Here is a 20,037-nt window from a genome sequence, read left to right as displayed (position 1 = left end):
AAGGAGAATATTTTATGCAGAACGAAATTTATGATGAGAAAAATGGACTTACTTATATGTTATGTGGTGATTATTATTTGCCAGAATTGGCACTTACAGATATCGAACCAACTTATGGGAAATATGGGATGCTTCGTAAAAGCTATTTACAGGAACATAGAAAGGCAAAATATCAAATATTGTTGTTACAAGGAAAACTTGTCGAGCATTTGAATCAGATTGATGCAGAAGCAAGGGATAGAGAAGAACAATTAGTAAAACAGATGATGGAGAAAGAAGGAATTACAGAGAAATTAAAAAGGCAGGACAACATGGAATGGACAAGGAGGATGAATACCCTTTGTCATGATGCAGAAGAGATGATTTTGACGGAAATGATATACACGAAAGGATAATGAACTGTATTGGATAGCAAGAATTTTGCAGCCCGGATAGCAAAAAAGTGGAAGTCCGGATGGCAAGATTCTTGCTGTCCGGAAAGATAAAAAAGGGAGGGATTAAAAATGTTGGTTAAGTGCATAATAAAAGTGTTTTTATATTTAATTCTTGCAGTAATGACATTGATTCACTGGTTATTAAAAATTCCGATGATATTGGGAAATATTTTGCTTTACTTTTTATCAATTATATTTATTCTGACAGGTGTTTTGAGTTATGGATTTGCATTGGAATCTGTAAGAGAATGTGGTCGAATGATAATAATTGGGATGGCATTTGGTGCAATACCAGACTTTGTCCCAGTTTTGGGAAAAAGTTTAGAGACATTGGTTGCAAAACTGTTGAGTATGACAAATGAATGAGAAAGTCGATATGAAAGAGGGCTGTGAAAGGTTCTCTTTTCTTTTTGCAACTGTGAAATGGCAAGATAATAACGTTATATACATTGTGTATTAAGTACAGATATTGTATTTCTGCATGATGGGAACATAGGGAGTCCATATAAAGAGCCTGAATACAGGACATCCGGGTTCCTTGTCTACAGGCCATGGGAACAGTCCGCAGGACATGCTTTCAAGGTTAGAGACTATGGTACTTATGGGAGCAGACCTGCCATTGGATGCCATCCGCAGCCAGATCGCATCGGCACTGGATATTATGGTCCATCTGGGGAGGTTAAAGGACGGGAGCAGAAAAGTGCTGTCTATTGTGGAGATAGGGGGATATGAAAATGGAAAGGTGGGACAGGAAGTTCTTTTTTTCTATGACAGAAAAGAAAAAAGGCTTAAAAAATGCGGGGAACTTAAAGCAAGGGATAAACTGGCAGACGTATGCGGATAAGAAATATCTGCCGGGAATTAAAAAACAAAATGGGACAAACAGGGCCAGACCGCCTGATTACAGGAAATACCGGCTTTCCTCTAAAGAATGGCTGCGGTTTACAATATTTGGTGTTATAGCAGATAGTCTTTGCGCCTATACCTTTTACCGAAGTATAGCAGCATTTTTTCTGTTCCTTCCTGCAGCGTTTTATTATCCTTTTTATAAAAAGAAGGATCTGCAAAAAGAGAAGATCCGCCAGCTGACTCTTCAGTTTAAAGAAGGGATACTGGTATTATCCTCATTTTTAAGTGCCGGATATTCCCTGGAAAATAGCTTTTTCATGAGTGTAAAGGAACTGGAAGTGCTGTACGGTCCAAAGGGGATGATAACAGAAGAATTTGCAGATATTGCAGCAGGGATCCGGATGAACCGGCCGGTGGAACTCCTTTTGGCAGATATGGGAAGGCGCAGCGGGATACAGGATATAGACCAGTTTGCCCAGGTTTTTGCAGCTGCAAAAAGAAGCGGCGGGGAACTGACAGATATTATCAGTCAGACAGCTGGTATTATCCGGGATAAAATACAGGTCCAGGAAGAGATACATACTATGACAGCAGCCAGAGTATTTGAGCAGAAGATCATGAATGGCATTCCCTTTGGCATCATCCTCTATATAGACCTTACATCTCCGGGCTTTTTCCAGACCATGTATCATACATGGCTTGGCCGGATCTGTATGACGGTCTGCCTGGGGGTGTATGTGGGTGCTGTGTATCTTGCAAAAAGGATCCTGGATATTCCCATATAGAAAGATTCTGAAGGTATATAAAATGGGACAGAGGGAAAATGTGGAAAAAGATAAAAGTTTGGAGAAAACAACTGCTCTGTGTTGGCACCGGCATGTTTCTTGGTGCTGCTGCCTGGATCCTTCAGGAAAGGGATCCTGTGATAAAGGAAGGAAATGTACTTGAACGTCCGGCAGCAGATGAAAGCTATCAGGAACAGGAGCTGTATGTAAGGGGACTGGTGGAAAAAGGCGGGGATATTCCTTTTGACCTGCGGATCTATCCAAAACATTATACAAAAGAAGAAGCTTATAACTTATATAAAGAAATACTGGATCAGATCCCTGAAATGATACGTGGAGAGAATATTTCTATTAACGAGGTACAGCATGATCTGGAGCTTATGACCCAGTGGCCCAGGTACGGTATTTCCTTAAGCTGGCAGTCATCAGAGCCGGAAATATTAGAAAATGACGGGACACTGCATACAGAAAAACTGGAAAAAAATGGTTATTCGCAGCAGATCTGCCTGACAGTAAGGATGAGTGATGGAAGCTGGCCAGAGGAATATGACCTATTTGTGACTGTAACCCCACCATTGTATACAGAGAAGGAGCAATTGATCAAAGACTTTGCTGACCGGCTTCTTCAGGAAGAAGAGTTACAGCAGGAGCAGCAGGTATTTACACTTCCTTCTGAATATGAAGGGAGAAGCATTTCTTATCATGTGCCCAGGCGGCCTGTTTTTATACAGATGAGTTTTTTAGGTGCTGCGGCAGCAGTTTTACTTTGCCTAAAAGAAAAGAATGAAATTAAAAAGACAGAGGAAGACAGGAAAAACCAGCTTTTAATGGATCATTCAGAAATGCTTTCAAGGCTGATCATCTTTTTAGGAGCAGGAATGAGCATACGTACTGCCTGGGATAAGATCGCAGAGGATTATAAAAGGGCAGTAAATGAAGGGCGCAGTGAAATGCATTATGTATATGAAGAAATGTATATTACAGGCAGTCAGCTAAAAAGCGGGATCTCAGAGGCAAAAGCCTTTGCAGAGTTTGGCACCAGATGCGGTCTGCAGCAGTACATGAAGCTTTCTGGGCTTTTAGAACAGAACCGGAAAAATGGTTCGAAAAATTTACGGGAAACATTAAGGCTGGAAATGGCAGAGGCATTTGAACAGCGCAAGCATCAGGCCCGGCGTATGGGCGAAAAAGCAGGGACAAAACTGCTGGTACCATTGTTTTTGCTTCTGGGAGTGGTCATGGTAATGATCATGCTCCCGGCATGGACTGCATTTGGATGATACTCTCCCGGAATATTGCTGTGCTTGATCCAGCCACAAAGGCAAGTGTACTGTATCATTCACTTTCAGCAAAATGACGCAGAATGAATTTTCAATCTGCAAGGCGGAGGAATGAGGCGATGCGGTGGCATCGTCGATTGACGACAACACAGCAGATGGAAATTCAGGCAAGTCATTATGCGAAATGTGAATGATACAGTACACTAGTGCATGGAAGACTGTGAGAGGACATGGAAGATAAAATGGAGGATATAGGAATGAGAAAAGAAAATAATAGCTGTATTTTAAAGGAATTTGCGGCAGATGAGATGGGTGTGGGGGTTATAGAATTAGTATTGATCCTGGTTGTTTTGATAGGATTGACAATTGTGTTCAAAAAACAGATCAATACTTTGCTTGAAAATATCTTTAAGCAGATCAATACAAAAACTAAGGAAGTTTATTAATACAGAAATGTTTTCACATGGAAATCATTTACATAAGGACAAAAAAGGAGAAGTGACGGTATTCCTTGCAATGATCCTGGTAATGTTGATGACACTCCTTCTGGTCATGGCAGAATCAGCCCGGACAGCGGGAGAACGGCTGTATCTGCGCATGGCGGTGGATTCTTCCATGGACTCCCTTATGGCCCAGTACCACAGAAAATTGTGGCAGAAGTACCGGATCCTGGGGCTGGAAGCGGACAGCAAAGAGCTTTTGGAGGAAGAATTAAAAGCTTTTTTAGATCCATATATGCAGGCAGAAAACTGGTATCCTCTGAAAACAGAAGAGGCAGTTGTAAAAGATATGGCAGCTCTTACAGAAGGGAAGGGAAGCTGTATGGAGCGGGAGATACTGGAATATATGAAATATGGCCTGGTGGGCGTATTATGGGATGCCATGACGGAAGGAGAAGCAAAAGAAGCTTTAGAAGGGATAAAAAATGCATCTGGTGTCAATCACGTATCCGGTCTTTATGAAGAACATTGCAAAGAAGCAGTTGCCTTAGAAAAAGCCCTTGAAAAGCTGAATGGAAAGCTGGAGCAGCAGAAAATGGACTGGGAGGCGGGAATCAGCTGCCTGAAATCTCTGGATGGAAGGGGCATGGTAAAAAAATGCCGGTCTGTGATCAAAAGCCTGCAGGCAGTACCTGCTCTGGTGGAAGCTTACGAAAAGCAGGCTGACCGTCTGGAACGGGCATTAAGTGAAAGCAGGGAAAACTTTGAGACAGAAGAAGATCTTGAAGGTAATTCCAGGCAGCTGTTAAACGAACAGATCCGGTCTTATGAAACCTATATTTCCCAGGATGGAGAGCGAAGAGGGCAGATCCGAAGTCTTACAGAAAGAAGCCGGGAAAATATTTCCTTTATGGAAGGTCTTATAAAAGAAGCTGAAGATGTGATCCGCTATATTGATGACTGGGAGCCTTCTGATGAAGAGGATGAACTGGACGAAGAAGAACTGTGGGAGCCGGTGATCCGTCATATGACGGGATATCCGGTACTGGCTTTAGATGTCTCTTTTGGAGTAAAGGACAAAGAAAAAGAAGGCTGGCTGGAGCGGATCAGATCCCTGACCGGAAAGGGTATTTTAAAGCTGGTGTTGCCAGAAGACAGTAAGATTTCTGGCGGAAAGCCAGATCTGTCCCAGGCACCTTCTACGCTTTCAGGACGGGGAACAGAGCATTTTACCGGTGTCTCAGGTCTTGTGGACCGTTTGATGGTGGCTGAATACGGAGTCCGCTATTTTCCTCATTTTCAAAAGAAAATGGAGAATGGGGCTATTTATGAGATGGAATACGTCTTATATGGAAAAAAGACAGATAAGGAAAATCTGGAAGCATCGGTTTTAAGGCTGGTTACTGTAAGACAGGGGTTAAATCTGATCCATATCTTATCAGATGGGCAAAAACGACAGGAAGCAGAGGCTCTTGCAGCATCTATTACAGGAGGTATGGGACTTCTTCCGCTTACAGCAGTGGTAACGTTCTTTGTGATGGGGATGTGGGCACTGGCAGAAGCATTTGTAGATGTGCGCTGCCTGCTTAATGGAGGAAAAGTACCTCTTGTGAAGGCGGTCTCAGACTGGCAGTTAAGTCTGGAAGGCGTTTTGAAAATAGGAGCAGAAGGAAAACTGCCTGATCTTGGGGAGAATATCACTGTTTGGGGTAATGAAACTGCAGATGAAAGCAGATCCGGCAGTAAAAAAGGACTGGATCTGACAGGCTACCTCAGGATGTTTTTATTTGTCAGTTATGGAAGTGAGCCTCTTTTCCGGATGATGGATATGATGCAGATGAACATAAGAAAAGAACAGCCGGATTTCCTGCTGGAAAAGTGTGTCTGTATGGTGGATGCAGAAGCCGGATTTTGTGGAAAACCAGTATTTTTTTCATCTGGACCGTGGAAAACTTTAAGAAAAACCCGATTTTCAGTTAGTGGAAATTATTTTACTAAGCCTTGAAAGGAGGCCTGTGATGATGCTCTTTTTTCGGAATTGTATTCAATCCAAATCTCTAACACGACACTCCAATCCCAGATATTTAAAAAAAATTTGTGCACCTCTCCAAGTACAAATCTGCAAAATTCAAATTTATCTTAAGAAAAAAGAATCCGGAAAAAGAGCATTATCATGGGTCTCCTTCAAAGGAAGCCTTACCCTGGAGGCAGCTCTTTGCTTTCCGCTAATGGTATTTTTCTGTGTAACGCTGCTTATGCCTATGGTGTTAATGGACCGGCAGAGGCAGATCCAGGCGGTGGCAGAGGCTGTGGGAGAAGAAATCAGCCGGTATGCTTATGCAGCCTATTTATATGAAAACGAAAAAAAGGAAGAAATAGATGCCGGCCGGTCAGAGGAAGGGGCAGACAGCGTACTCATTGAAAAGGCTACAGCCATCTATGCGGCAGCTGCGGTAAAAGGAAAGATACCGGAAAAATGGGTACGGGATCTGGATTTTTACGGAACACGGATAACAGAAGATGAAAAGATACAGATTGTAATGCATTATAAGATGCCATTGCCATTTTCAGTGTTTGGGATAAACAGCGTATCTGTAGAAAACATATGTAGCCGAAGATTGTGGACAGGAGCAGATGGGAACAGAAACAGGAAAAATACATTGAATGGGGAAAAAGAAGAGATCATGGTGTATATAGGAAGATCCTCTACCAGATATCACAGACAGAGAAACTGTCATTATCTGTTTCATGATTTAAAAAAGGTATCAGCAGAGGATGTAACCGGGCTTCGCAGTCAGGAAGGAAAGAAATATAAGCCTTGTGCATCCTGTAAAAACAGAGGAACAGACGCATATGTTTATGTGCTTCCTTATGGGGAAAGCTATCATGCCAGAGAGGACTGCACCTCTCTCAGCGCTTATGTACAGGAAGTGCCCTTAAGCCAGGTGAAATATATGGGTGGATGTTCGTATTGCAGCCAATAGAGGTAATTTTGGCATGTTCCCACAAAATAAGTCGTAAAGGCAGATACAGGAAAGCTTCTGAAAGGATATTGACGGAAAAAGGAGAAGAAAAAGTGGATGTTACTTTGTATATAAAAGCAGGTTTTCGCATAGGATTTTTATTATTTTTACTATCTGCTGCCTGGCAGGATCTGAGAAAGAAAAGCATCCGGGCATCTACTTTTTACATCTGGGGAATGATGGGACTGATGTTTCGGGGTATACAGATCCTTTACAGACTGCAGCAGATGGTTTGCGAAGAAACAGGAAAAAGCGGGGAAGAGATATTCTGGTCTATGGCAGTCCTGGTTTTGGAACTGTTCCTTGATCTGTTTCCGGGACTGCTTCTTTTAGGAATATCTGTAGTCACCGAAGAAGCCATGGGAAAAGGAGATGGCTGGTTTTTTCTGGTTTCAGGCCTGTTTTTAGGATTTTGGAAAAATGTATTTTTACTTACAGGAGGCCTGTTCTTGTGTTTTCCGGTAGCAGTATGGCTGATGATAGGCAGGTGGGGAAAAAATACCGGAATAAAGCTGCCGTTGCTGCCATTTATGTTTCCGGTGGGACTGGGGGTGCTGTTTTTGTGAGAAAACAGGGAAGTATTACAGTAGAAGCAGCCTGTGTTATGGCGGTTGTTTTATTTTCCCTGGCAGCGCTTATAGAAAATGCCGGACGGATCCATGATGAGACAATATCAGCTATGGTACTTCATGAGGCAGTGGAAAAATGCCGCCACGAAAGGGAAATAAGTGTCCGGGATGTGGAGCTGTTTTTCAAAGAACATAAGGGGCTGCGGCTGCGATTTACAGATTTTGGTATTTCCATAAAGGAAAAGGGGGAAAAGAGAACAGGAATAGCTATGGGTGGAAATTGGAGTAAACAGATAGAAATGACTGCATTCCGGCCGGAAGCCTTCCTGAGAAAAGTGACTCTTATAGCCGGGGGAGACAAATGAAAATTGAATATATGCGTGAAATGAAGCGCAGCTATATGACGGTAAAAATGGAAGACTGGGAAATAGCAGAAAGCTATGAAAGGGGAATGCTGTCCAGAAACCAGATTCCCGGTCTTTTAAAAATGAAGATCAAATATACAGATGGAATTCCCTGGTATTGTTATGATATCACTTCCCGTCAGCCTGTCAGCCGGTTATTTGAAAGTCAGCCAGCAGATGAAAAACAGGTAAGAAGCTTTTTTTGCCAGTTGTATGAAACACTGGACCGGATGGAGGCCTATCTTTTAGGGGATGGAGGGATCCTTTTAGACCCGGATCTGGTCTATGTGGATCCGGAGGGATTTAAAACCGGTTTTTGTGTGATACCAGGGAGAAAAGAGGACTTTAACAGTCAGCTTTCTTTATTTATCCAGTATCTTATGAAGCATATTGATCACAAAGACAGGGAATGTGTAGTCCTTACTTATGGGCTTTACCAGACCTGTATGAAGGAAAATTACAGTCTGGAGGATATGATGAGGATACTGGCAGAAAAAATGCCGGAGAAACGATCAGATCTGGTACAGGAAGAAGAAACAGTAAGAAATTTCAGAATAACAAAAGGAGAGGAAACTGACCGGAATTTCAGGGATTTCAGGGAAAACAGTAAAGATATCCGGGAATGGAAGGGGAAAGAGGAAACAGAGGAACAGGAAAAGCTGGAAATATCAGGATCGTATCAGAAAAGCAGTGTCCGGAGATTGGTTAAAAAGCTGTTTTTCCTGCTGGTATTCCTGGTTACAGTCATAGGAGGAACCTGGTTTTTATATGGAGCAGAAATTCTGGCACAGTTTTGGATCTACGAGGTTTCTGTAGGAGGTATACTGGCAATTATCCTTATCCTGAGCCATTTTATTCTTGAAAAAGTGGGAAAAAATGGAAAACTTAAGGCTGAAGAAGTGGAAACAGAAGATCCATGGAGAGTTTTTTACGAAGACCCGGAAGAGCAGACTGCGGCTTATGATATTTGCGATAATAAAGACCCGGAAGAGCGGATATGCCCAGCACAAGTATCTGGACTAAAGGCACAGGTCAGAGCAGAAAATATAAAAGAAGCAGAAGAATTTCAGACCATGCTCCTTACGCCGAAAGAGAAGCCGGACCATATACTTGTGTCTGCGAAGCCTGAAAACGGAGATATCCCTGTTGGATATGTGCCTTTTGTAATAGGAAAACATACAGGATTGGCAGATCATATACTGGATAAGCCTACAGTGAGCCGTTTTCATGTGCGGATCATGGAAAAAGGAGGGGATTATTTTCTTACAGATCTGAATTCTACAAATGGGACAAAAGTCAATGGAAAACTGCTGGCGGCCAATGAGGAGATCATGTTAAAAGAAGGAGATGAAGTGCAGATTGCAGAAGAAAAGTATTTCTGGAAATAGAAACCGGCATAATGCGGCAGGAGGTGACAAAAACAGACACGGCGAGGGGACGGTTTCTTGGAGATATTGCAGAAATACGCTTAACAATGGAAAAAAATTATGCTAGTATTATAAACAAGAAAAGCGCTTATCGGCACAGAAGAGGAGGAATTAGAAATGGCAGAAGACAATTGTATTTTTTGTAAGATTGCAAGGGGGTTGATTCCTTCAACGACCGTATATGAAGACGAGGACTTCCGTGTGATCCTGGATCTGGGACCGGCATCAAAGGGACATTCATTGATCCTGCCTAAAAAGCACTTTGCTAATGTATGCGAGCTGGATAAAGAAACAGCGGCAAAGGTGCTTCCACTGGGAGCGAAGATAGGAGCTGCTATGAAAAAAGGATTAGGCTGCGCTGGATTTAATCTGGTTCAGAATAATGGGGAAGCAGCAGGACAGACTGTAATGCATTTTCATATGCATGTGATCCCCCGTTATGAAGGCGGTCCAAAGGAAATCGCCAATTGGACACCAGGTTCAGCAACGGCAGAAGAATTGACGGAAGCAGCAGAGAAGATCAAAGGTTGTCTGTAGTCATTTATGATCAAACGGATGGATGAAGAGGCAAAAGCTCGTTTTGAGGAAATGTATCTGACCTATCAGGATACGTTAAGACGTCTGGCTTATGCTTATGATATACCAGTGGATGATATTGACGATATCATTCAGGATACATTTGTTTCCTATGCAAGATATGATTATTCCCTGGACCAGCCGGAAATGGGAAAGAAGCTCTTGCTTGGCAAAATCCTGAAAAACCGCTGTATGGATTATCACAGACAGAAAAAGAGACGGATCTGTGAAAATCTGGAAGGAGAAGAATTTGCTGCAGAAGAATACAGAATGCAGGCAGGCCAGCCCGGGCTGGTAGATATTTTCTCTGGAAAAGAGCGGTGTAAAGCGATTTTGGATGAGGTAGACCGGATGCCGGAAAAATGGCAGAAGGTTGCCGAGTTGAAATTAATAGAAGGACGGCCGACCAGTGAAGTATGTGATCAGCTTTCTATTTCAGAAAAAGCCTGTTATTCACGGGTCAGCCGTATCAGAAAGTACATAGAATCTCTTTTGAAACGGGAAGACTGGCCATAAGATTGGACAAGTCCTCATATTAAAAAAGAAATTTTGTTACTGGTCATGGAGTACATGACCAGTGATGAAGCTGGTTTAAGAATGGGAAACGCAGGATTCGATCAGACCGGTAATGGTTTCTACCGCATTGCTGAGACTGCTTTTTTCCATAGTGTTTATATAAGCTTCCCTGTTTTTATAAAGATCAAAAACAGCAGTGCTTAAAGTTTCATCGGAAAGGTCTTCTTCCTTTAAGACTTTGCTGAAGCCCTGACGTGCAAAAGAATCTGCATTTAAGATCTGGTCTCCGCGGCTGGCAGCAGCAGAAAGCGGGATCAGAAGATTCGGTTTGCGAAGAGCCAGGAGTTCGCAGATGGAGTTAGCTCCGGCACGGGAAATGACCACATCAGCAGCTGCAAACAGATGCTTTAAAGGTGCATCTACGTATTCATACTGTACATATCCTTCGGTACTGATCAGGCTTTCATCCAGATTGCCTTTTCCGCAGATATGTATTACCTGGAATGTGTTTAAAAGCTGTGGAAGGATCTTTCGCACTGCAGTATTTACAGCCACAGATCCAAGGCTTCCGCCGATGATCAGAAGGACAGGCCTGTTTTCGTCTAAATGAGCGTAGGACAGACCAGCACTGCGGTCTCCTTCTAAAAGCTCTGCACGGATCGGAGAACCTGTGAGGACAGCCTTGTCTTTAGGGAGATATTTAAGAGTCTCCGGGAAGTTGCAGCATACCTTAGCGGCAGATGGAATGCAGATCTTGTTTGCAAGACCAGGAGTCATATCTGATTCATGGATGATAACAGGGATCTTATAATGTTTTGCAGCCAGTACAACTGGTACAGCAACGAAACCGCCCTTGGAGAATACAACATCTGGTTTATAATGCTTCATAAGGTGAAGTGCCTCAAAATAGCCCTTTGCAACACGGAACGGATCAGAAAAATTCTTCAGATCAAAGTATCGGCGCAGTTTACCGGAAGAGATGCCGTCATAAGGAATACCGGCTCCTTCGATCAGCTTGCGTTCAATACCCTGATAAGAACCGATATAACGGATTTCATAACCTGCCTTCTTTAAAGAAGGGAGAAGTGCAAGATTGGGAGTAACATGACCGGCAGTACCGCCGCCGGTTAAAATGATTTTTTTCATAAAAACCTCCTGAAGGAAAAACGTCTACTAATATAGTAAGCATTAACTGTGAAAAGTCAACCCTAAACCGAGAGGGAACTTTAGGGTATCTGGCAATTGAGGTGTAAAGTGGGAAAAGCAGGAAAACTGGACTTAGAAATGAAGGAAATTTTAAGAAGTTTTGAACAGGCAGAGAAAGACACCAGCAGTCTGCCCTTAAATCCGCCTCCAGCTGATGAATTTGACCGCATCTGGACTAGGATCCAGGCAGAACGGGAACTGATCCCAGATCCTAGTCCAACCGTAAAACCCCGCAGACGCTGCATAAATAAGATATTTGCAGTTGGTGTAGCAGCAGCGGTGCTGACAGTTGGCGGATGTTTTGTAGCAATGGGAACGAAATCTTATTTTTATCGGGATGGGAGAATGGTGAAGCAGGGAATCGTTTATAATAATGATTCGAAGGTTATCACTGTGCGTGATGAGGAAGAGGCATATGAGAAAATATCTGAAGAATTGGGAGTGAAGACGCTGAGATTAGGGTATATACCGGAAAAAATGTATTTACAAGATGTAATGTTGGGAAATGGGTATGGGAAACTGCAGTATGAATATGCTGGAAATAAAATATTTTTTGTTCAGGCAAAAAACAAGGTTGAGGCATCAACTGTGCATTCTTCAGACGCGAAAGAAATTTATAATATATGGAATCCAGGATTACGTATAGATATAGAAGTTTGTCAGGAAAAAGGAAAAACAGAACTACAAATGAAAGAAGCTCAATTTGCGTATAATGGTGTATATTATCATCTCTTAGGTAAAATGAGTCAGGAAGAGTTTGATGAAATGGTGAGAAAAATTCATTTTTAAATAGTATGGAGGTTATATGAGAAAAATAGCACGCTTAGTGATTGGAGTTCTGGCAGCAGTTAATGTATGTATGACAACAGCTTTTGCAGCAGTACCTGCAGCAAGTTATTATACATCGGTAGATCAAGAATCGGTTTTGTGCGCAAAAGGGGTGAAATTTAGTACAGGAACAGAAAAAAATGTTGCAAGAAGAGGGGATTTCTTTCTGTCAGCAGATGTCACTATAAGAAACGAAGGAAATGGAAATATTGGTGCGGCAGCGCATGCATATTTGAACAAACCAGCAACGGAATTGTATGTTAGCCTTTATCTGGATCGGTATGATGAAAGCTTAAAGAAATGGAAACAGGTGGATTATGTAGACTTTGTGTATACATTAGAGGAATATCCAGATGGAATTGAAGATCCTGCAATTGATGTTACTTTTACTAATCAAAAGCGTGGTTATTACTATCGTATCCGTGGTGCTTTTACAGCAGGTGATGAAGAGAAAGTGGAGGGATTTGGTCCAACCACTGATGGCATCTGGATTGATTAAGAATCCCGAATTAGTTTAAATGGAGACTTAAAATCCTAAACCGATTATAAATCGAATTTAAAAGCAATCTTTCCCACAGCAGCTTCCGAACAGAAGCTGCTGTTTTGTCTATTTTCATCTATTTTTCTCACCATACCATAACAATCGTTGAAACATTTCAATTGTGCATTTCTCAAAAAGTGTCAGTGGAAGTCTGGCGGGATATCATGTATAATAAATGGATATGAGCATATGCTCACTGCCATAAAGGTGGATAATGCATTTAAAAACATTGAGAAATATTGAGGAGAAGACAAATGCGTGACTACTTAAACAGACTGAGAATGCAGTTTCAGCGCTTTATGATAGGAAGATACGGAATGGACCAGTTTGGACGTTTCCTTTCAAGTCTTCTTTTAGCACTGATCATTTTTAATTTCCTGATCCCGGCGGCTTTGCCTTCCAGGATCCTGTGGGCACTGGAATGGATCGTACTCGTTATCCTGTATGCAAGAATGTTTTCTAAAAACATTAATAAGCGTTACCAGGAAAATGAAGCCTTTTTAAGACGGCAGTTTTATGTATCTGAATGGTGGAAAAAATGGAAATTCCGCTTTCAGGAGAGCAGAAAGTACCATATTTACCGCTGTCCAAACTGTAAACAGAAGGTGCGTGTCCCCAGGGGAAGAGGACGGATCAGCATCCACTGCCCGAAATGCGGAACCGATTTTATCAAAAAAAGCTGACAAAACAGGGAATAAATTCTTTTACACAGGCCGGCTGCGTTGCAGCCGGTCTTTTTCTGCCCTTTTTCCGCGTCTTTTTCAGTGTACAATGATTCTGATTTACTTAAATTTTACAAAAGCTATACCATACCTTGCTTTCAGCTATTGTAAAACTTTTGTATACTCCACAATGTAAGAACAAGAAAACAACATATTAAAAAATATAAGTACCGCAAAATAAATGCAAACATAAAAATAAAAACGGTACAAAAAAGTGGAGGAAAAGATAATTATGAAAAAAAATGGCATGAAAGTAATGGCAGTGATCGGTTCAGCAGTAATGGCAGCAGGAATGCTTGCGGGATGTGGAAATTCCGGTGCAGCAGCTACCACAGCAGCGACCGCAACCACAGAAAAGCAGACAACTGAAGCAAAGGCAGAAGAAACAACCAAAGAAGCAGCTACAGAAGCAAAGAGTGCAGATGCAGATTTAAGCGGTTCTATCAGCATGGTAGGTTCCACTTCTATGGAGAAGTTCGCAAATGCATTAAGCGAAGCATTTATGGAGAAATATCCAAAGGTAACTGTAACCGCTGAGTTCGTAGGTTCCGGTGCTGGTATCGAGGCAGTAAGCAATGGTACAGCAGATATCGGTAACTCTTCCAGAAACTTAAAGGATGAAGAAAAGGCAAAAGGTGTTGCAGAAAATATCGTAGCGATCGATGGTATCGCAGTTGTAGTTGACCCGGCTAACACAGTAGAAGATCTGACCAAGGATCAGCTGACCAGCATTTATGACGGTTCTGTAACCAACTGGAAAGATGTAGGCGGAAATGATGCTCCTATCGTAGTAGTAGGACGTGAGGCAGGTTCCGGTACAAGAGGAGCTTTCGAGGAGCTGTTAAAGCTGGAAGATGCATGCAAGTACAGCAATGAATTAGACAGCACTGGCGCTGTAATGGCAAAGGTAGCATCTACCCCGGGTTCCATTGGATATGTTTCTCTGGACGTATTAGATGATACTGTAAAGGCTGTAAAATTAGACGGCGCTGAGTCAACAGAAGAGAATATCAAGGCAGGAAAATACTTCTTAAGCCGTCCATTCGTAATGGCTACCAAGGGCGAGATCAGCGAGCAGAGCGACCTTGTAAAAGCACTGTTTGACTTCATCTACTCTGATGAAGGTTCTGAGCTTGTAAAATCTGTAGGTCTGATCACAGCTGATAAATAATGAAGAGTTGTATGAAATGAAAGGAGACTGTCTGCAATGACTCAGGAAACATTTTCCGTCCGTTCCCATCATGGCAGCAAGTCCACAGTTGAAAAAGCTGCAGAAGTGATCTTCACCGCATGCGGCTTTTTCGCTGTCCTGGCTGTTGCTTCCATTACATTATATATGATATTCAGTGGTACACCGGCGCTGTTTAAAGTAGGTATTCTGGATATCCTTTTTGGTACCTTATGGCAGCCGGCTGCTGCTGCACCAAGTTTCGGTATCCTGTATGTTATCCTTACTTCTATAGTGGGAACTTTTCTGGCGATCCTCATTGGTGTGCCGGTTGGTGTGATGACAGCTGTTTTTCTGGCAGAAGTAGCGCCGAAAAAGCTGGCAAATGTGGTCCGTCCGGCAGTAGAGCTGTTAGCAGGTATCCCGTCCGTTATCTACGGTCTGCTAGGTATCCTGATTTTAAATCCACTGATGTATAAAATAGAATTGGCTGTATTTAAAGGTTCTTCCACTCATCAGTATACCGGTGGTGCAAACCTGATCTCTGCAGTTTTAGTGCTGGCGCTTATGATCCTTCCAACAGTCATCAATATCAGCGAATCTGCTTTAAGAGCGGTTCCGTTACATTTAAAAAGTGCTTCTCTGGCATTAGGTGCTACGAAGATCCAGACTATTTTCCAGGTGATCCTTCCGGCAGCAAAATCCGGTATTATCACAGCTGTTGTCCTGGGAACAGGAAGAGCCATCGGTGAGGCAATGGCTATTACGCTGGTATCAGGAAGCTCTGTAAACTTCCCGCTTCCATTTAACTCTGTCCGTTTCCTGACCACTGCAATTGTAGCAGAAATGGGATATGCATCCGGACTGCACAGAGAAGTATTATTTACCATCGGTCTTGTATTATTTGCATTTATCATGATTATCAATGTTAGTTTAAACGGCATTCTGAAGAAGGGAGAGAAAACAAAATGACAGGTGAAGCTGCGATCCGCATTCATGAAGATTCCATTATCAAGGAAAGCATCTATGGAAAACGTGTCCGGAGCACCGATGTGATCTTAACAGGTATTATCTACGGATGTGCCAGTATCTCCATGCTCCTTCTCATCGGAATTTTAGGTTACACCTTTGTAAGAGGTGTCCCACATGTGACCTGGGCTTTTTTAAGCACTGTTTCCAGCACCACAAAAGGAACCTTCGGTATTCTTGGAAATATAATCAATACCCTTTATATCGTAGTGATCACGCTGCTGATCGCCACCCCTATTGGTGTAGGTTCTGCGGTTTACTTAAATGAGTACGCAAAACCAGGCAAGATCGTCCGCCTGATCGTATTTACCACAGAAACACTTTCCGGTATCCCCTCTATTATATTTGGTCTTTTCGGAATGGTATTTTTCGGAAACACACTGGGACTGGGCTATTCTATTCTCACCGGTTCCCTGACACTGACCTTAATGATCCTTCCGCTGATCACAAGAACTACCCAGGAAGCTTTAAAGACAGTTCCTGACAGCTATCGACACGGTGCACTGGGAATCGGCGCTACAAAATGGTACATGATCCGCACCATCCTTCTTCCAAGCGCTATGCCTGGTATCCTTACAGGTGTTATCCTTGCCATCGGACGTATTGTAGGTGAGTCTGCAGCACTGCTGTTTACTGCAGGAAGCGGCTATTACCTGCCAAAGAACTTCCTGGGAAAAGTGCTTGAATCCGGCGGTACACTGACTATCCAGCTGTATCTGTTTATGCAGAAGGCAAAATATAATGAAGCTTTCGGCGTAGCAGTTGTGCTTCTGGTGATCGTACTGGTTATTAATGCCCTGGCAAAATATCTTTCACACCGTTTTAATGTAGAAACACGTTAGGAGAAAATAGAATGGAAAATAAAGTAAAGATCTCCACACAGGACCTGAATCTGTATTATGGAGAAAATCATGCATTGAAGAATATCAATCTGGATCTTTATGAAAATAAGATCACCGCATTTATAGGACCATCCGGATGTGGAAAATCTACCTATTTGAAGACATTAAACCGTATGAATGACCTGGTTTCTAATGTAAAGATCGACGGAACCGTGCTTCTTGACGGAGAGGACATTTATGATCCCCAGGTAGATACTACTCTTCTTAGGAAAAAGGTGGGAATGGTATTCCAGCAGCCCAACCCATTTCCAATGAGCATTTATGACAATGTAGCTTACGGGCCAAGGATCCACGGCATCAAGAATAAAGCACAGTTAGATGAGATTGTAGAGCGCAGCTTAAAGGGCGCAGCTTTATGGGATGAGGTTTCTGACCGTTTAAAGAAGTCTGCACTGGGACTTTCCGGTGGACAGCAGCAGCGTCTGTGCATTGCAAGAGCACTGGCAGTAGAGCCGGAAGTTCTGTTAATGGATGAACCTACATCTGCGTTGGATCCTATTTCTACCTTAAAGATCGAGGATCTGATGGATGATCTGAAGAGCAAATATACAGTTGCCATTGTTACCCACAACATGCAGCAGGCAACCCGTATTGCAGATTATACAGCATTTTTCCTGGTAGGCGAGGTAGTAGAGTATGCTACAACAGACGAACTGTTTACCATGCCAAAGGATAAGAGAACGGAAGATTATATCACAGGACGTTTTGGTTGATATAGTATATGATCCGGTGTGGATCGTGAAAATGTAAAGTTGTAAAAATGTTGGAAAAACAACAGGAAGGGGAATGCCGGGATGCGCATTACTTATGAACATGAATTAGAGGAATTGAATAAATGCCTGCGGGATATGGCCATGATGGTGGAAAAAGCCATTGAACAGACTTTCGTGGCATTTGAAGACCAGAATTATACCATGGCAGAGGACGTTATTAAAGGAGACCGGAATGTAAATGACATGGAACGTGCCATTGAGTCCCGCTGTCTGTCCCTGATCCTTCGCCAGCAGCCGGTAGCAAAGGACCTGCGCCAGATATCTACAGCCCTTAAGGTTGTAACGGATCTGGAGCGTATTGGAGATCATGCGTCAGATATTGCAGAGCTGATCTTAAGGATAAAAAGTGACCATGCCTATCACATTGTACAGCATCTTCCAGCTATGGCAGCTTCAGCCCAGAAAATGGTCCATGACGCGGTAGAAGCATTTATTAAGCAGGATGTGGAAGAGGCAGAGGAGATCATCCGCAGAGATGATGAGGTAGATGCATTGTTCAATCAGGTAAAAACTGATGTGGTGGAATTATTAAAGTCTTCTCCTTCTCATGCAGATCAGGGGATCGACCTGCTGATGATCGCCAAGTATTTAGAGCGTATTGGGGATCATGCAGTAAATGTATGCGAATGGACCCAGTTTTGCAAGACCGGTGCACTGAAAAATGTGCGTATTATGTAAAATAACTTATAAGTATAGGTGTAAAAAGTATAAATGTAAATGCAGCTGTCTGGAAAGAACAGGCAAATATGAAAAATCGAAGATATAAATCCGAAAGAGTCCGCATGTCGGGCTCTTTGTTTTGCATGTTTTTGCGTGACATATAAAACTTAAATGCGTTATTATGCGTGTGTAGCGGGAAAATATGGCAAACTGATGCGGATATTTGCTTGACATGTGTAGGCCATGCGCTATAATACAAGTATAAAAATTCAGTGGGAAGCAGAATGAGAAGCTGTTTCCAGGGGAAATTTAAGAGGAGGATTATTTCATGAAGTTTTTTATCGACACAGCAAATGTAGATGATATCCGCAAGGCAAATGATATGGGAATTATCTGTGGTGTTACCACAAATCCATCTCTGATCGCAAAAGAAGGCCGTGACTTTAACGAAGTGATCAAAGAGATCGCATCCATTGTTGACGGACCTATCAGTGGTGAAGTTAAGGCAACTACTGTAACTGCAGAAGGAATGATCGCAGAAGGACGTGAGATCGCTAAGATCCATCCAAACATGGTTGTTAAGATCCCTATGACTGTTGAAGGCTTAAAGGCAGTAAAGGTTCTTCACGCAGAAGGCGTTAAGACTAATGTAACGCTGATCTTCTCCGCAGCTCAGGCTCTGTTAGCTGCAAGAGCAGGTGCTACATATGTATCCCCGTTCTTAGGACGTCTGGATGATATTTCCATGCCAGGTATTGATCTGATCTATGACATCACTGAAATCTTCCAGATGCACAACATCGAAACTGAGATCATCGCAGCAAGCGTTCGTAATCCAATCCATGTGATCGACTGCGCAAAGGCTGGTGCTGATATTGCAACTGTTCCATATAAGGTATTAGAGCAGATGACCAAGCATCCTTTAACTGACCAGGGAATTGCCAAGTTCCAGGCTGATTATAAGGCTGTATTTGGGGAATAAGTATAGAGGAAAAAGCTGTGCCGGTATGTGTACGATCAACATTTGCAGATTGAATGACCATCTAGATGCAGTTTTTTACTTGGAAAGAGTGAGTAAGAAAAGAGCCGCCCAACACGGGCGGCTTAAACTATTTTTATAGAAGATCCGGTCTACAGAAAATCCAGTCCCCTGTTTTTATACCGGGATGCCATCTCCTGCGGCACATGTCCATCTGTGATCAGTGTTGTAAAATCCTCGATCCCGCACACCTGATACCGGGAAACGGTGTTCAGCTTAGCCGGGTTTACCAGTGCAATAACACGGCTGGAGGAGCGGATCAGCTGGCGTTTGATGCTGACCTCTTCTGGATAGGGAATGGTCATGCCGTATTCCGGATGAATAGCATAGACTCCCATAAAGCACAGGTCCGGGTGGTATCCGGCAGCCTGGGCGGCGGCAACCTCCCCTACTGTGGTCATGGAATCTTTTAATAGATTGCCGCCTAAGATAATGACCCGTATCTGCTCCTTCAGGGAACATACATGGGCGATGCTGTAGCTGTTGGTAAGGACTGTAAGCTTTAAATTGTCAGGTATATTTTTGGCAAACTGGAGATTGGTGCTGCTGCCATCAATGGCAACTAACTGGTCAGACTCCAGAAATTCCAGCGCCCTTATGGAAAGCTGCTGCTTTAAGGCAACATCTGCCGTTTCCCGGTCAAAGAAGTTAATGACCGGCTTTTCTAAAGGAATGGCACCACCGAATACACGTTTTAACTGTCCTTTCTGATCCAGGTCTAAAAGGTCACGGCGTATAGTATCTTCAGAAACCTTTAATTCTCCTGCCAGATGGCTTACTACTACCTTTCCGGAGGTATGAAGCTTATTTAAGATCCAGTTCTGTCGTTCTTCTTTTAACATGATAACGTCCTTTCATAACCTACT

The 20,037-nt window shown here is 42.7% G+C and carries 23 protein-coding genes and 1 pseudogene; 22 read left to right on the top strand and 2 right to left on the bottom strand.

Going from position 1 to position 20,037, the window contains the following annotated elements; translation table 11 throughout:
* The first annotated feature begins 14 nt into the window (after nucleotides 1-14).
* From OGM16_04890 to OGM16_04830, 13 genes and pseudogenes are all read left to right on the top strand, one after another.
* A complete protein-coding gene (locus OGM16_04890) occupies nucleotides 15-395 on the top strand; it encodes a TnpV protein (GenBank protein UYJ47611.1) in 381 nt (126 codons plus the stop codon).
* Between the two features lie 108 nt (nucleotides 396-503).
* Entirely contained in the window at nucleotides 504-800 is a 297-nt protein-coding gene (locus OGM16_04885; protein UYJ47610.1) for a hypothetical protein, read from the top strand.
* Between the two features lie 139 nt (nucleotides 801-939).
* Nucleotides 940-1,278: pseudogene (locus OGM16_04880) on the top strand (CpaF/VirB11 family protein).
* Between the two features lie 91 nt (nucleotides 1,279-1,369).
* A complete protein-coding gene (locus OGM16_04875; GenBank protein ID UYJ48394.1) occupies nucleotides 1,370-2,068 on the top strand; it encodes a type II secretion system F family protein in 699 nt (232 codons plus the stop codon).
* A gap of 38 nt (nucleotides 2,069-2,106) precedes the next feature.
* On the top strand, nucleotides 2,107-3,348 hold the full coding sequence (locus OGM16_04870) for a type II secretion system F family protein (protein UYJ47609.1): 1,242 nt from the start codon (nucleotides 2,107-2,109) through the stop codon (nucleotides 3,346-3,348).
* Between the two features lie 257 nt (nucleotides 3,349-3,605).
* Entirely contained in the window at nucleotides 3,606-3,794 is a 189-nt protein-coding gene (locus OGM16_04865; protein ID UYJ48393.1) for a Flp1 family type IVb pilin, read from the top strand.
* A 52-nt stretch (nucleotides 3,795-3,846) separates the two neighbouring features.
* Complete coding sequence (locus tag OGM16_04860) at nucleotides 3,847-5,793, top strand: DUF5702 domain-containing protein (protein UYJ47608.1); 1,947 nt, start codon at nucleotides 3,847-3,849, stop codon at nucleotides 5,791-5,793.
* A 250-nt stretch (nucleotides 5,794-6,043) separates the two neighbouring features.
* Nucleotides 6,044-6,772 (top strand): hypothetical protein, encoded by a 729-nt coding sequence (locus tag OGM16_04855; GenBank protein ID UYJ47607.1) that lies wholly within the window; start codon nucleotides 6,044-6,046, stop codon nucleotides 6,770-6,772.
* A 92-nt stretch (nucleotides 6,773-6,864) separates the two neighbouring features.
* Entirely contained in the window at nucleotides 6,865-7,377 is a 513-nt protein-coding gene (locus OGM16_04850; GenBank protein UYJ47606.1) for a prepilin peptidase, read from the top strand.
* Nucleotides 7,374-7,745 (top strand): hypothetical protein, encoded by a 372-nt coding sequence (locus OGM16_04845; GenBank protein UYJ47605.1) that lies wholly within the window; start codon nucleotides 7,374-7,376, stop codon nucleotides 7,743-7,745. The genes OGM16_04850 and OGM16_04845 overlap by 4 nt, the downstream gene beginning before the upstream one ends.
* Nucleotides 7,742-9,172, top strand: coding sequence for an FHA domain-containing protein (locus OGM16_04840; protein ID UYJ47604.1), 1,431 nt, complete (start codon nucleotides 7,742-7,744; stop codon nucleotides 9,170-9,172). The genes OGM16_04845 and OGM16_04840 overlap by 4 nt, the downstream gene beginning before the upstream one ends.
* A 156-nt stretch (nucleotides 9,173-9,328) precedes the next feature.
* Nucleotides 9,329-9,748: an HIT family protein gene (locus OGM16_04835; protein UYJ47603.1), complete on the top strand. Its 420-nt coding sequence runs from the start codon at nucleotides 9,329-9,331 to the stop codon at nucleotides 9,746-9,748.
* 6 nt (nucleotides 9,749-9,754) lie between these two features.
* Complete coding sequence (locus OGM16_04830) at nucleotides 9,755-10,303, top strand: sigma-70 family RNA polymerase sigma factor (GenBank protein UYJ47602.1); 549 nt, start codon at nucleotides 9,755-9,757, stop codon at nucleotides 10,301-10,303.
* 75 nt (nucleotides 10,304-10,378) lie between these two features.
* On the opposite strand, the gene OGM16_04825 is transcribed toward OGM16_04830, so the two are convergent.
* Nucleotides 10,379-11,449, bottom strand: coding sequence for an undecaprenyldiphospho-muramoylpentapeptide beta-N-acetylglucosaminyltransferase (locus OGM16_04825; protein UYJ47601.1), 1,071 nt, complete (start codon nucleotides 11,447-11,449; stop codon nucleotides 10,379-10,381).
* A gap of 108 nt (nucleotides 11,450-11,557) precedes the next feature.
* Here OGM16_04825 and OGM16_04820 point away from each other — a divergent pair, with 108 nt between their 5' ends.
* From OGM16_04820 to fsa, 9 genes are all read left to right on the top strand, one after another.
* Entirely contained in the window at nucleotides 11,558-12,298 is a 741-nt protein-coding gene (locus OGM16_04820; protein UYJ47600.1) for a DUF4367 domain-containing protein, read from the top strand.
* Nucleotides 12,299-12,314: 16 nt separating this feature from the next.
* On the top strand, nucleotides 12,315-12,836 hold the full coding sequence (locus OGM16_04815) for a hypothetical protein (GenBank protein UYJ47599.1): 522 nt from the start codon (nucleotides 12,315-12,317) through the stop codon (nucleotides 12,834-12,836).
* 296 nt (nucleotides 12,837-13,132) lie between these two features.
* Nucleotides 13,133-13,561, top strand: a complete 429-nt coding sequence (locus OGM16_04810) for a transposase zinc-binding domain-containing protein (GenBank protein UYJ47598.1) — start codon at nucleotides 13,133-13,135, stop codon at nucleotides 13,559-13,561.
* 271 nt (nucleotides 13,562-13,832) lie between these two features.
* Nucleotides 13,833-14,771 (top strand): phosphate ABC transporter substrate-binding protein, encoded by a 939-nt coding sequence (locus OGM16_04805; GenBank protein UYJ47597.1) that lies wholly within the window; start codon nucleotides 13,833-13,835, stop codon nucleotides 14,769-14,771.
* Nucleotides 14,772-14,807: 36 nt separating this feature from the next.
* Nucleotides 14,808-15,740, top strand: coding sequence for a phosphate ABC transporter permease subunit PstC (gene pstC / locus OGM16_04800; protein ID UYJ47596.1), 933 nt, complete (start codon nucleotides 14,808-14,810; stop codon nucleotides 15,738-15,740).
* Nucleotides 15,737-16,639 (top strand): phosphate ABC transporter permease PstA, encoded by a 903-nt coding sequence (gene pstA / locus OGM16_04795; GenBank protein UYJ47595.1) that lies wholly within the window; start codon nucleotides 15,737-15,739, stop codon nucleotides 16,637-16,639. Before pstC ends, pstA begins: the two co-directional genes overlap by 4 nt.
* An 11-nt stretch (nucleotides 16,640-16,650) precedes the next feature.
* The gene (gene pstB / locus OGM16_04790; protein UYJ47594.1) at nucleotides 16,651-17,412 is read left to right on the top strand and encodes a phosphate ABC transporter ATP-binding protein PstB; all 762 of its coding nucleotides are present in this window, start codon (nucleotides 16,651-16,653) and stop codon (nucleotides 17,410-17,412) included.
* A gap of 135 nt (nucleotides 17,413-17,547) precedes the next feature.
* Nucleotides 17,548-18,150, top strand: a complete 603-nt coding sequence (gene phoU, locus OGM16_04785) for a phosphate signaling complex protein PhoU (protein UYJ48392.1) — start codon at nucleotides 17,548-17,550, stop codon at nucleotides 18,148-18,150.
* 310 nt (nucleotides 18,151-18,460) lie between these two features.
* Entirely contained in the window at nucleotides 18,461-19,114 is a 654-nt protein-coding gene (gene fsa, locus OGM16_04780) for a fructose-6-phosphate aldolase (protein UYJ47593.1), read from the top strand.
* A 149-nt stretch (nucleotides 19,115-19,263) separates the two neighbouring features.
* Here the strand turns inward: fsa and OGM16_04775 are convergent, their stop codons facing one another.
* Complete coding sequence (locus OGM16_04775; protein UYJ47592.1) at nucleotides 19,264-20,013, bottom strand: DeoR/GlpR family DNA-binding transcription regulator; 750 nt, start codon at nucleotides 20,011-20,013, stop codon at nucleotides 19,264-19,266.
* Between the last annotated feature and the right edge of the window lie 24 nt (nucleotides 20,014-20,037).

This window comes from Lachnospiraceae bacterium, assembly GCA_025758065.1.
Taxonomy (GTDB): Bacteria; Bacillota; Clostridia; order Lachnospirales; family Lachnospiraceae; genus Enterocloster.
Note: the sequence above shows the minus strand (reverse complement) of the source record. Positions and strands in the feature narration are given on the sequence as shown.